This window comes from Sodalis ligni, assembly GCF_016865525.2.
Taxonomy (GTDB): Bacteria; Pseudomonadota; Gammaproteobacteria; order Enterobacterales; family Enterobacteriaceae; genus Acerihabitans; species Acerihabitans ligni.
This window is the reverse complement of sequence record NZ_CP075169.1, coordinates 5624615-5637551: the sequence shown is the minus strand read 5'-3', so window position 1 is coordinate 5637551 and position 12937 is coordinate 5624615. Positions and strand designations below refer to the sequence as shown.

Annotated in this window: 11 protein-coding genes; 6 read left to right on the top strand and 5 right to left on the bottom strand. The window is 59.9% G+C overall.

Features of this window, described 5'->3' with window-relative positions:
• Window positions 1–43 precede the first annotated feature (43 nt).
• A complete protein-coding gene (locus GTU79_RS26295) occupies window positions 44–1459 on the top strand; it encodes an aminotransferase-like domain-containing protein (RefSeq protein WP_253073432.1) in 1416 nt (471 codons plus the stop codon).
• A 50-nt stretch (window positions 1460–1509) separates the two neighbouring features.
• Here the strand turns inward: GTU79_RS26295 and surE are convergent, their stop codons facing one another.
• The gene (gene surE / locus GTU79_RS26290) at window positions 1510–2286 is read right to left on the bottom strand and encodes a 5'/3'-nucleotidase SurE (RefSeq protein WP_203520673.1); all 777 of its coding nucleotides are present in this window, start codon (window positions 2284–2286) and stop codon (window positions 1510–1512) included.
• Window positions 2287–2737: 451 nt separating this feature from the next.
• Here surE and GTU79_RS26285 point away from each other — a divergent pair, with 451 nt between their 5' ends.
• From GTU79_RS26285 to GTU79_RS26270, 4 genes are read left to right on the top strand one after another with little or no spacing between them, the layout of a single operon-like run.
• Window positions 2738–3781, top strand: coding sequence for an isopenicillin N synthase family dioxygenase (locus tag GTU79_RS26285; protein WP_203520675.1), 1044 nt, complete (start codon window positions 2738–2740; stop codon window positions 3779–3781).
• A 20-nt stretch (window positions 3782–3801) separates the two neighbouring features.
• Entirely contained in the window at window positions 3802–4614 is an 813-nt protein-coding gene (locus GTU79_RS26280; protein ID WP_203520677.1) for a MetQ/NlpA family ABC transporter substrate-binding protein, read from the top strand.
• Complete coding sequence (locus tag GTU79_RS26275; protein ID WP_203520679.1) at window positions 4611–5402, top strand: methionine ABC transporter ATP-binding protein; 792 nt, start codon at window positions 4611–4613, stop codon at window positions 5400–5402. Before GTU79_RS26280 ends, GTU79_RS26275 begins: the two co-directional genes overlap by 4 nt.
• Before the next feature lie 18 nt (window positions 5403–5420).
• On the top strand, window positions 5421–6092 hold the full coding sequence (locus GTU79_RS26270) for a methionine ABC transporter permease (protein ID WP_203520681.1): 672 nt from the start codon (window positions 5421–5423) through the stop codon (window positions 6090–6092).
• Between the two features lie 117 nt (window positions 6093–6209).
• Here GTU79_RS26270 and GTU79_RS26265 read toward each other — a convergent pair whose 3' ends face one another.
• From GTU79_RS26265 to GTU79_RS26250, 4 genes are all read right to left on the bottom strand, one after another.
• A complete protein-coding gene (locus GTU79_RS26265; RefSeq protein ID WP_203520683.1) occupies window positions 6210–7361 on the bottom strand; it encodes a trans-sulfuration enzyme family protein in 1152 nt (383 codons plus the stop codon).
• A gap of 9 nt (window positions 7362–7370) precedes the next feature.
• The gene (locus GTU79_RS26260; RefSeq protein ID WP_203520685.1) at window positions 7371–8741 is read right to left on the bottom strand and encodes a pyridoxal-phosphate dependent enzyme; all 1371 of its coding nucleotides are present in this window, start codon (window positions 8739–8741) and stop codon (window positions 7371–7373) included.
• 551 nt (window positions 8742–9292) lie between these two features.
• Window positions 9293–10255 (bottom strand): helix-turn-helix domain-containing GNAT family N-acetyltransferase, encoded by a 963-nt coding sequence (locus GTU79_RS26255; protein WP_203520687.1) that lies wholly within the window; start codon window positions 10253–10255, stop codon window positions 9293–9295.
• 131 nt (window positions 10256–10386) lie between these two features.
• Window positions 10387–11340, bottom strand: a complete 954-nt coding sequence (locus GTU79_RS26250) for a sugar-binding transcriptional regulator (protein WP_203520689.1) — start codon at window positions 11338–11340, stop codon at window positions 10387–10389.
• Window positions 11341–11525: 185 nt separating this feature from the next.
• On the opposite strand from GTU79_RS26250, the gene dalD reads away from it, so the two are divergent.
• Window positions 11526–12926, top strand: a complete 1401-nt coding sequence (gene dalD / locus GTU79_RS26245; RefSeq protein WP_203520690.1) for a D-arabinitol 4-dehydrogenase — start codon at window positions 11526–11528, stop codon at window positions 12924–12926.
• The last annotated feature ends 11 nt before the right edge of the window (window positions 12927–12937 follow it).

Below are 12937 nucleotides of genomic sequence, written 5' to 3'. Positions count from 1 at the left end.
CGGCGGCGCGGTTAGCGGGGTGTTTAAACAAGGAGGCCGGTGGGTGCCGAGTAAATATGAGGTGCTGGTTCAGCAGGTGCGCGAACAGATTACCGCCAATATCTGGCAGGCAGGGGAGAAGCTACCCTCGCTGCGTGAACAGGCGGAAAGTTCCGGCATAAGCCTGATGACCGTGATGCATGCCTATCAGATTCTGGAAAGCCAGGGCTGGATTTTTTCCCGTCCCCAGTCCGGTTATTATGTGGCGCCGAAGGCCGAATTTCTCACGCAGCCGGCGGTGCATCAGCAGGTACAGCCCGCTGAATCGGTGGATATCAATGACTTTATTTTCGAGGTGCTGCAGGCCGGGCGCGATCCCGATATCGTGCCCTTCGGGTCGGCGTTTCCCGATCCCGGCCTGTTTCCGCGCCAGCAGTTGACGCGATCCCTTTCCCGGGTCGCCCATGCCATGAGCGCCCTGAGCGTGGTGGATAATCTGCCTCCCGGCAACGAGGCGTTGCGCAATATTATTGCCAAGCGGTATGCCTTGCAGGGCATGAAGGTGTCGCCGGATGAAATCGTCATTACCGCCGGCGCGATGGAGGCGCTGAACCTGAGCCTGCAGGCGGTCACCCGCCCCGGGGACTGGGTGATTGTGGAAAATCCGGCCTTTTACGGTGCGCTTCAGGCGCTGGAGCGGCTGCAGCTGAAAGCCCTGGCCATCGCCGCCCATCCGCGGTTCGGCATCGATCTGACGGCGCTGGAACAGGCGCTCAACGACTATCCGGTGAAAGCCTGCTGGGTGATGACCAACAGCCAGAATCCACTGGGCTGTACCCTGTCCGACGAGAAAAAGCAGCGGTTGGCGGCGCTGTTGCAGCGGTACAACGTCTATTTGATCGAGGACGATGTCTATCATGAGCTCTATTTCGGCGCGCACAAGCCCCTGCCGGCCAAAGCCTATGATACCCGTGGCATGGCCATGCACTGCTCTTCGTTTTCCAAAAGCCTGGCGGCGGGTTTTCGGGTCGGCTGGGTGGCCGCCGGTGAGATGGCCGGCAGGATCCAGCGGCTACAGTTGATGAGCACCCTGTCCACCAGCGCGCCGATGCAGCTGGCGCTGGCGAATTATCTCGCCACCCGCGGCTACGATAGCCACCTGCGGCGATTACGCCGGGTGCTGGAACAGCGTAAAAACAGCTACCGGCAGGCCTTGCATCGCCTCCTGCCCGAGGTGCGCATCAATGAATGCCACAGCGGTTATTTCCTGTGGATCGAACTGCCGACGGGGGTGGATGCCACCGAGCTCTATCGCCGGGCGCTGCGGCAAAAAATCAGTATCGCCCCGGGCCGGATGTTCTCGGCCGGCGGTCTTTATAACAACTACTTCCGCTTTAACATCTCATATGAATGGAACGACCGGCAAACCCGGGCGGTTGAGGTATTAGCCCGGTTGATAAAAGATATGCTGCCGGTTTGACAGCCTGCTTATGCGTTGGACATTTCGGCGGACAGGCGCGCTTTTATCCCTTAGAAATCCTGATGGTAGAGCGTGGCGAGGCGCTGGTATTCAGTGGTCTGGGTCCGTTCAAAAGTCAGCGGCGTAACCGAGATATACCCTTCCTCATTGAGCTTCAGTTCGCTGTTGGCCGGACGGTCAAGCCGGCCGTGCTGCACCCGTATCCAGAAGTAATCTTCTCCATGGGGATCGCGGGTGGCGTCCACCGTCAGTCCGTCCACCTTGCCCATGCCCTGGGCGGTGACCCGAATGCCTTTGACCTTGTCCGCCGCGATATCCGGGAAATTCACGTTCAGGCAGACCTGCTTGTCCCAGGGATGCTGCAAAAGCTGGCGCAGGGTCTTCACCACGTGGTGGCGGGCGCTGTCCCAGTTAACCTCGTTATCCGGATCCCGGTTCTGGCTCAGGGCGATGGAGGGAACGCCCAGCAGCATGCCGGTAGTGGCCGCGCCCACCGTGCCGGACAGCAGGGTTTCGAATCCCAGGTTGGAGCCGTTATTGATGCCCGACAGCACCAGATCCGGCGGCGTGTCCTGCATGGCCTGGCGAATGGCGAACGCCACGCAGTCGGCGGGCGAGCCGTACACCGCAAAGAGCCGCTCGCCCCGCTTGACCACCCGTACCGGCGCACGCATGCTCAGGGAGTTGGCCACCCCGCTTTTGTCCTGGGACGGCGCCACTATCCACACTTCCTCGGCGATTTCCCCCGCCGCCTGGGCCAGTAATGCCAGTCCCGGCGCATCAAAGCCGTCGTCATTGGTCAGTAATACCCGATTCACTATTTTCATACTCAGACCTTCTAGGGTTGGTGAAGTTAAAAATGTGATCTATGCATGATTTATATCCCATGGGACGCAAGGATAGCAAACCGAATAGAAAGATTTGGTTACCGGTATGGCGGGTACATACCCAATAGATTTCACGTTGCAGCAAGGCGGCAGGCGAGAGAATCCCGATGAGCTTACTAAAGTAAGTGATTCGGGTGAACGAGTGCAGCCAACACAGCTGCGGCTTGAAAGATGACGGGTATAGTAGGGGCGGAAATAAGTTAGAACTGAACGGTATTGGGCGGCGGGGAGGGCCCAATGCTAGGTTTGAAACCTTAACCGATGGTGTTGAACATAAAACTCTCACGGATATTCGGCCTTTTATCGGAGTGAATCATGACTGAAAACTGTTGTTGCTGCGCGGCATCTTGTGTCCTTCCCCCGGAATCAACAAAGATCAACGGAGCAGCCTATGAGTACTACCTCTTTACCGCTATTGGATCTGTCCCGGCTGGAAAATAGCCCGGCGGAACGTAGCGCTTTTCTTGCCGAACTGCGCCACGCGGCGCGCGATATCGGTTTTTTCTACCTGACCGGCCACGGCGTCGATACGCATTTACTGGACCAGGTGCAACACTTATCCCGTGAATTTTTTGCCTTGCCCGACGCCCAAAAACAGTCGGTGGCGATGGTGAATTCCCCTCATTTTCGCGGCTATAACCGCGCCGCCGCCGAGCTGACCCGCGGACAGCCCGACTGGCGCGAGCAGTTCGATATCGGCGCCGAGCGCGAGCCGTTGCCGCAAACCCCACAGTCACCGGGCTGGACCCGGCTGCAAGGCCCCAACCAATGGCCCGCGGGTGTCCCGGCGTTAAAACCCGTTCTGCTGCGCTGGCAAAACGAAATGACCGCCATGTCCCTGCGCCTGTTGCGCGCCTTTGCCTTGGCGCTGTCGCTCCCTGAACAGGCGTTCGACACCCTTTATGGCGACAAGCCGAACGAACACATCAAGCTGATCCGTTATCCGGGACGGGATAATACCGGCAGTACGCAAGGGGTCGGCGCCCATAAAGATTCCGGATTCCTGAGCTTTCTGCTGCAAGACCGCCAAAAGGGCCTGCAGGTGGAGGTGGAGGAAAACCACTGGCTGGACGCCGAACCCGTGGCCGGCACTTTTGTGGTGAATATCGGCGAACTCCTTGAGCTGGCCACCAACGGTTATCTGCGCGCCACGGTCCATCGGGTGGTCTCGCCTCCCGCCGGCCGGGATCGCCTCTCCATCGCCTTCTTTCTCGGCGCACGGCTGGATGCGGTGGTGCCGGTGTATCAACTGCCCCCCGAACTGGCCGCCCAGGCCCGCGGACCTGCCAGCGATCCGCTGAATCCGCTGTTGCGGGACGTCGGCTGGAACTACCTGAAGGGGCGTTTGCGATCCCATCCCGATGTGGCGGAGCGCTATTACGCCGACATTTTGCGCAGCGATTTGCGCAACGACAGCAGCGAACTTACCGTCTGATTTGACAAGGAATATCACCGATGAAAAATGTTGCCATGATCCGTTTGGCCGGGGCGGCCCTTGCCGTTTCCCTGGCTTTCTCCGCCCAGGGGGCCGACGCTCTGCGGGTTGCCGCCGATCCGGTGCCCCACGCGGAGATCCTGAATTTTATCAAAACCTACGATCCGGCGCTTAAGCTGGATGTCATTGAACTCACCAACGGCGTCAATGCCAACGAACTGCTGGCCCACGGCGATGTGGATGCCAACTATTTCCAGCATTTGCCTTATCTGCGGGATCAGGAAAAGGCGCTGGGACGAAAGTTTGCCGTGGCGGCCACGGTGCATATCGAGCCGCTGGGGATTTACTCCGCCAAATATAAGACGCTGAAACAGATACCGGATAACGCCAAGGTGGCGGTGCCGAACAATGCCACCAACCTGAGCCGGGCGCTTTATCTGTTGCAGAATAAGGGCTTGATCAAGCTGAAGGCCGGTTATGACGACCCGTCGCTGAACCAGGCCACGCCGCAGGATATCGCCGACAATCCCAAGCATCTTAACATCCTCGAAATCGAAGCGCCGCAAATACCCCGTTCCCTGGACGATGTGGATCTGGCGGTAATCAACGGTAACTATGCCCTGGAAGCCGGGCTGCAACCGGCGCGGGACGCCCTTGGCCTGGAGAGCGCCGTCAATAATCCCTATGCCAATATCCTGGTGACCACGCCGGAGCTGGCAAAGGACCCGCGGATTGAAAAGCTGGCGCAGGATCTGCAATCCCCGGCGGTGGCAACGTTCATCAAAGAAAAATATGCCGGTTCGGTGATCCCGGTGGAGGGCGGGAAGTCATGATCGAGATCGACCGACTGGGCAAGGTCTATGACGGCAACGGTCGACCCGCGCTGCACGATGTGTCCCTGCGCATCGAAGACGGCGCCATCTACGGCATTCTCGGCCGCAGCGGCGCCGGCAAAAGCACCTTGATTCGCTGTCTCAACCTGCTGGAGCGGCCCAGCTCCGGCAGGATCCTGATTGATGGCCGCGATATCACGGCGCTCGATCCCCGCGAACTGCGGCTACAGCGCCAGCGCACCGGCATGGTTTTCCAGCAGTTCAATCTGCTCCATGCCCGTAACGTGTCGTCGAACGTCGCCGTGCCGCTGGAAATCGCCGGCGTGCCCCGGCGTGAACGGGCGCGGCGGGTCGGGGAGCTGCTGGATCTGGTGGGGCTGGCGGATAAAGCCCGTGCTTTTCCATCCCAACTGTCCGGTGGTCAAAAACAGCGGGTGGGCATTGCCCGCGCGCTGGCGGCCCGGCCCCGATATCTGCTGTGCGACGAAGCCACCAGCGCGCTGGATCCGGAAACCACCGCCTCGGTGCTGGCGCTGCTGGAAGATATCCATCGCCGGCTGGGATTGACCATCGTGTTGATAACCCATGAGCTGGAGGTGGTGAAAGCCATTTGCGACAGCGCGGCGCTGCTGGAGCAGGGCCGGCTGGTGGAAAGCGGGACGCTATCGTCGCTGTTGCGCCAACCCGAGTCCCGGCTACGCCAGGCGCTGTTGCCGGACAGGCAGGCGGAGCAGGCGTTTTTGCGGCGCCACGGCGTCGAAGGGGTATCCCTAAGCGTAGTGGCATAGCCCGGAGGATATTTTAATATGCGTAGTGGCATGAGCTGGGATGCGTTATGGCCGTTGCTGTGGAACGCCACGCTGGAAACCTTGTATATGGTGGTGCTGGCGACGCTGTTTACCGTCTTGATCGGACTGCCGCTGGGAGTGGTGCTGTTTATCAGCCGCCGCGGCGGTGTCTTACCGCTGCCGCGCCTGCACGGTATCCTGGGGGCGATAATCAATATCGGCCGCTCGCTGCCTTTTGTGGTATTGCTGGTGGCCCTGATCCCTTTTACCCGCCTGATAATCGGCACCACCCTCGGCAGTACCGCCGCCGTGGTGCCGATTACCATCGGCGCATTTCCTTTTTTTGCCCGCATCGTTGAAACCGCCCTGGATGAAGTGGATAAAGGCCGTATCGAAGCCATTCTCTCCATGGGCGGCTCGGTGCGCCACGTCATAGGCAAGGTGCTGCTGCCCGAGGCGCTGCCGGCGCTGTTGGCCGGCATCACCCTGACCATGGTAATGCTGATCGGGTTTTCCTCCATGGCCGGCGTGATCGGCGGCGGCGGACTGGGGGATTTGGCCATCCGCTATGGCTACCAGCGCTTCAACAACGAGATGATGGCGGCCACGGTGGTGGTCCTGATTGTAATGGTGCAGGGGGTACAATCCCTCGGCAACCTGCTGGTGCGTTCCCTGTCGCACCGCAGGTAGGGTTGATTTACCGGCCGCTTCCAAGTGGCTCCGGATTGTTGACAAACGTACTCGACGTTAATAAGGCGGTACAGGACGCCAGAAGGGTAAACCGTCCTTGAATACCCGCCTTCATCACTACAGTATCGCCAGTCCCCGGCCGAGATCCTCAATCAGATCGCCGGCATCCTCGATGCCCACCGACAGCCGCACCAGCTGCGGCGTAATGCCGTTGGCCAGACGCTGCTCCAATGGAATCGAAGCGTGGGTCATGGTGAAAGGCTGGCTCACCAGGCTTTCCACTCCCCCCAGGCTTTCCGCCAGGGTGAACAGGTTCAGGCCGCCGATAAACCGTTTGGCGGCGCCGTCATCATCGCCTTTCAGTCGGATGGAGATCATGCCGCCGGGGCCGCGCATTTGCCGGCGGGCCAATTCGTATTGCGGGTGGTCGGACAGGCCGGGATAATACACCGCCGCGATTTCCGGCCGCCGGGCCAGCCATTCGGCGAGGCGCTGCGCGCTTTCGCTGTGGCGCGCCATACGCAACGCCAGGGTACGTATGCCCCGCAGGGTCAAAAAGCTGCTGAAGGGATCGAGCACGCCGCCCACGGCGTTTTGTAAAAAGGCCAGCTGTTCCGCCAGCGCCGGATTGTCCCCCACCACCGCCAGCCCGGCCACGACATCGGAGTGACCGTTGATGTATTTGGTGGCGGAGTGCACCACGATATCGAACCCCAGGGTTAACGGCTGCTGCAGGACCGGCGAGGCAAAGGTGTTATCGGCGACGCTTATCAGGTTATGGCGCCGGGCGATGGCGGCGACGGCCGCCAGATCCGCCAGCTTCAGCAGGGGATTGGTGGGGGTCTCCACCCAGATCATCCGGGTCTGCGGCTCAATGGCCCGCTCCAGCGCGCCGGGATCCCCCGGCTTGACCCAGCTTATCCGCAAACCGGCGCTGCGGCGGCGCACTTTTTCCAACAGGCGGTAAGTGCCGCCGTAAACGTCGTCCACCGCCACCACGTGGCTGCCGTGGTCCAGCAGTTCCAATACCGTGGCGCAGGCCGCCAGCCCCGAGGCGAAGGCAAATCCGGCGGTGCCGTCCTCCAGTTGGGCAATGGCCTGTTCCAGAGCGTGGCGGGTGGGATTGCCGCTGCGGGAGTATTCATAGCCGCTGTGCTCCCCCGGCGCGGTCTGGGCAAAGGTGGAAGTAGCGTAAATCGGCGGCATTACCGCGCCGGTGGCGTCCGGGGTGTAGCCGCTGTGAACGGCGAGGGTCGCGATGTCGGTCATGGTTAATCCTTATGAGTGAATGCGGTTGCGCCAGGTGTTCAAGACATCGGCGCGGGTAATCAGGCCCAAAAATTGTTCGCCGTCCATGACCACCGCCACATGCCCCCGGGCGAAGGTCTTTAACAGGGTGGCTTCATCGGCTTCTTTCGGCAGGGTAAATACGTCGCCGGTCATGGCATCCGACACCGGCAGGGCGAACCTGCCCGCATCCGCCCGTACCCGCGTCAGGATGTCCCATTCGTCAATCAGCCCCACCAGCCGGCCCTGATCCAGCACCGGCAGTTGGGAGATATCGTACAGACGCATGCGGGCGTGGGCGGTGGCCAGGGTGTCGTCCGGCAGGGCGAACACCGTCGCCCCCTCATCGTGGCGAAAGGCGATGAAATCACGCAAATCGCCGATGGTCGGCCGCTGACGCAATCCCTGCTGCCGCAGCCAGTCGTCGTTAAACATCTTGGAGAGGTATTTGTTGCCGCTGTCGCAGGCGAAGGTCGCCACCCGCTTGGGCGTCCGCTGCTCCCGGCAATAGCGCAATGCCGCCGCCAGCAGCGTTCCGGTGGAGGAGCCGGCCAATATGCCTTCTTTAAGCAGCAGGTCGCGGGCGGTATCAAAGGACTCGCCGTCGCTGATGCGGTAGGCCTTGGTCAACTGCTCCACCTGGCTCAGCGGCGGAATGAAATCCTCGCCGATACCCTCCACCAGCCAGCTGCCGGCCGCGGGCAGGGTGCCGTGTTCCACCCGGTCCGCCAATACCGACCCCGCCGGATCCGCCAGAATGAATTCGGTGCCGGGGGAGACTTCGCCGAAAAAGCGGCGCAAGCCCCCCAGCGTACCCCCGGAACCGACCCCTACCACGATGGCGTCAATCCGTCCATCCATCTGCTGCCACAGTTCCGGCGCGGTGGTGCGGTAGTGGGCCAGGGGATTGGCGGGATTATTGAATTGATCGATATAAAACGCGCCGGGGGTCTCCTGCGCCAGCCGGCGGGCGTAATCCTGATAATAGGCGGGGTGGCCTTTGCCCACGTCGGAACGGGTCAGCAATACTTTTGCCCCCAATGCCCGCAGATGGAAAATCTTCTCACGGCTCATTTTATCCGGCACCACCAGTATCAGCCGGTAGCCTTTCTGGGCCGCCACCAGCGCCAGTCCCAGTCCGGTATTGCCGGCGGTGGCCTCGATAATGGCGCCTCCCGGCGCCAGCACGCCGTCACGCTCCGCCTGTTCAACCATCGACAGCGCCACCCGGTCTTTAATGGAGCCTCCGGGGTTTTGGTTTTCCAGCTTCAAAAACAGACGGCAGGGGCCGCTGTCCAGCCGCGTGAGTTCCATGGTCGGCGTATGGCCGATAAGATCGAGAACGGAATCGGGTAATGGCATAGCAGTTTCCCTTGGTTGTCGGAAAGGGCTTTTGCCGGATGATAGGACTGAAACGAGGCAGGACTTAAAGAATATATAACTACTTCATATGCTATTAAGTAATATAATCTGCTGTTTAGACGTGGAGATGGATAGCCGTATGGCGTTAGAGAAGGATAAAATAAAATGATAGCCCCGCGCAGGGCGGCACTGCGCGGGATGCCGGCTGGAAAGGGTGGCGGAAAGGTAAAACAAATTGCGGGTAATGGCTAAGCTTTACGGAAATATGTCTAAGGATATGAATGGACTTGAGCGTGTAGGGGAAGCCTTTGACGGCATTAACGCCATCATGATTTATTTATTGCCGGAAACCTTGAGGCATTGCCTCAAGGTCAGACTGCTGACAAACATACTCGGAACCCAAAAGGCGGGACAGGCTGCTGGAAGAGTAAACCGTCCGCGCCAGGGACGGCGCGGATCGAGCCTCCAGGGAGGGATTCACGGCGTGTTTACGATCCGGCAGCCTGTCCCGACCGGGCACTTTGTCAACAAACTCACTTTGAGGCATTGCCTCATGGTTCGTTTGGCGCATTATTTCGGCCGGGCCGGATAAAACACTGCTCCGTCATCTCCTTACCCCACTGACTGCCGGTGAATTCCCGGTCCAGGACAAAACCGGCGGTCTCATAAAGCCGTCTGGCGGCGTCCAGCCCGCTGAAGGTCCACAGCTCGGTTTCGGCAAATCCCGTCTCGTCGCAGAAAGCCAGGGCGGCGGCTAATAATTGTTCGCCGACGCCCCCGCCGCGCCGTCCGTCGTCCACGATAAACCAGCGTAAATGCGCGCGGCCGGCGGCCAGGTCCTCACCGTCAATGGCAATAGCGCCGATGACATTGCCCTCCTCCAAGGCCAGCCAGATTTCATTGCGGGGATGCTCAAGCCGGCTGACGAATTCCGCCATGCCGGCGGCGACCTTGCTTTCGAAAAAGGCGCCGAAACCTACCGTGCGCGAGTAGTAACGGGCGTGCATGTCCACCGTCCGGCCGATGGCGCCCGGACGGTATCCGCTGTTGATACTGACGGCGGACACCGGCACAACGGACCTGCGGCGGTACGCTTCCAGGGCGCCGGCATAGGTTGACAGACCGTACAGAACTTTGCCGTGGACGTCGGCAGGCAGTTTTTCCAGCGCCCCCGCCACCTGCGCGCGGGCATAAGCGTCGATGGCCGCCAGGGTTTCCCGCCCTTTAGGGGTCAGGGCGAGGGTTTTTGACCGCCCGTCCTGCGGGCTGGCGTCCGCGCAAAGCTGCCCGGCGGCGATAAATTTGCGCAACATCCGGCTGACGCTGGATTTTTCCAGCAAAAGCACATCGCAAAGCTCCGCCGCCGTCATCGAACCGCGGTTGCCGATTTCAACCAATGCATGCACCGATGAGGGGGAGAGATCGGAACCGGCCAGGGTGGGATGCATAAAGCCGAATTCGCGCACCAGCCGGCGGGAGGCGGCGCGTACGGCATCGAGGTGAGTCGCGGGCATGATGGTTTCCAAGGAAAGAGGATACATATAGTTGTATCATGCAACTATATCTCAATCAACCCGCCGGGACTCGAATGCCCGCTATGCCGTTGCGGCGGAGGGCGAATTGCCAGCTGGCTTTCACCGGGCAATCAGTTGGCTTCGGCCAGGAGTTTCGTTGCCGTTTCTTCATCGGTTACCAGGCCGTTTACCCAGCCGCCGGTTAACACCGCCTGGATAGCCTGGAATTTTTCACTGCCGCCGGCAAAGGCGATAACCGGTTTGTCGGGGTGTGGACTGATGGTAATGCTGGTAAGCCGATCGTCCATTTCACTCACCACCCGCAGGCCGTTCGCGCCGATGAAATGGCCGATGATTTCCGCCACCACGCCCTCTTCCATAAGATGGTTCACCTCGTCATCGGTAATGAAACCGTCGGTATGCAATGGGCAGTGATAGTTCAGCTGGCCGATGCCGACAAACGTGACATCCGCCTGCGCCGCCTTATCGGTGACCATGCGGTAAATACGATGATTACACCACAGCTCTTTATCCGTCAGGCTATCGGCGAACAGCGGCGCCGGCAGGATAAAATACTTGCCCTGGGTCTTCTCCGCCATCCATAACGGCACGTCATAACGGGTACAGGAACCGTCCGAGGCGATGGCGCCGATCATCGAAACGCAGCTGTGCTGGGGACGATCCAGCCGGGCCATTTCGTTAATGGTGGCCCGCAGCGCCCGTCCGGAACCCACCGCCATAATCTTTGGCTCTTCCTGTTCGGCAAACTGCATCATTACTTCGGCCCCCGCCACCGCAATCATGCTATTGATGCTGTCCGTTTCCATGCCGCCGGAGGGGACCACCTGGCAGACCGTTAAATGGAAGCGTTGGGCCAGACGTTCCGACAGCGCGGTGCATTCGGCCACCGGGTGGGTAATGTTCACCCGTACCAGGCCGTTTTCAGACGCCAGCGCCACCAGGCGTTGCGCCGCCTGGCGCGACACGCCCAGCACTTCGGCGATTTCATGCTGCGTCTTGCCCGCGACGTAATACATCCAGGCGGCCCGCGCGGCCTGATCCAGCTTCCGGAAGCTTTTACTCATCTTCACACTCATATTTTAATTGTTAATGAAATATACCCGCCCTGGTCCCGTCCCGTAAATCGATCATTTTTGATATGTGAGCTAAAGCTCATTTAGTGGGCTATTATTCGATTAAGCTTCCCATCTAAGCAATTACCCGTTTTGTGAGCTTATGCTCAATCACTCTATGCGAGGTACGATAAGTTATGTCCACTCTTAATCATTTTTTCTGGATGCATATCGGCGCCGGCTCATTCCATCGCGCCCATCAGGCCTGGTATCTGCACCGCCTGCTGGTGCAGGGCGACAAGCGTTGGTCCATCGCCCTGGGCAATATCCGCGACGACGCCAAACCGCTGTTGGAAGCATTGACAGCCCAGAAGGGGGAATACGCACTGGAAACCGTGACACCGGCTGGTGAGCGCCAGTATGAAAAAATCACCTCCATCAGCAAGGTCATCCCCTGGGATGAAAAGCTGACGGCGCTGGTGGAACAAGGCGCCGCCGCGGATACCCGCATTATCTCCTTTACCGTCACCGAAGGCGGCTATTACCTGGATACCCATTTCAAACTCGATCAGGCCAATGCGGATATCCAGGCGGATCTCAACGGCGGCACCCGTACCATTTACGGCACCATTGCCAAGATATTGCAGGCCCGGCGTGCCCGGGATACCGGCAGCGTTACCTTGCTCAGCTGCGATAATGTCCGCCATAACGGAGAACGGTTCCGCGACGGCCTAACCGAGTTTCTCACCCTGCGCGGGGAAAACGAATTACTGGCCTGGTTCAAAGCCAATACCACCACGCCCAATACCATGGTGGACCGGATCACGCCCCGTCCGTCGCCGGATATCGCCGGTCGCGTTAAACAGGCGTTAAATATGGACGACCGGGCGCCGGTGATGGGGGAATCCTTTATCCAGTGGGTAGTGGAAGACAATTTTATCGCCGGCCGGCCGGCGTTGGAAAACGTCGGGGTGGAGATGGTGGAAACGGTCGTCCCCTATGAAGAGGCCAAAATCCGGATCCTGAATGCCAGCCACAGCTGTATCGCCTGGGCCGGTACGCTGATCGGCCAATCCTACATTCATGAAAGCACCGGTACCGATGCCATCCGGCAAATGGCTTACGACTATGTTACGGAAGATGTCATCCCTTCCCTGACCCCAAGCCCCCTTGACCTGGCCCAATACCGCGACGTGGTGCTCGATCGTTTCAGTAATCCCTATATCCGCGATACCAACCAGCGGGTGGCCGCCGACGGGTTTTCCAAAATACCGGGCTTTATCACTCCCACCCTGATCGAGTGTTATCGGCGCGGACAACAGCCAAAGGCCACCGCCGTCCTGCCGGCGCTGTTCTTTATCTTTATGCGGCGCTGGCATGAAGGCGAGCTGCCTTATACCTACCAGGACGGGATCCTGGACGAGGCCGCCGTTCACGCCATGTTCACCTCCGCCGATCCGCTGGCGCGGTACGCCCGTGACGGCAAGATGTTCGGCCCCCTGGCCGCCAGGGCGGAATTCGAACAGCTATTAAGGGATACCGTTGCCCGGCTCGATAGCTGGGTCAAGGTGAATACGCCGCTGGCAACCACGCATTAATCAAGGGGATG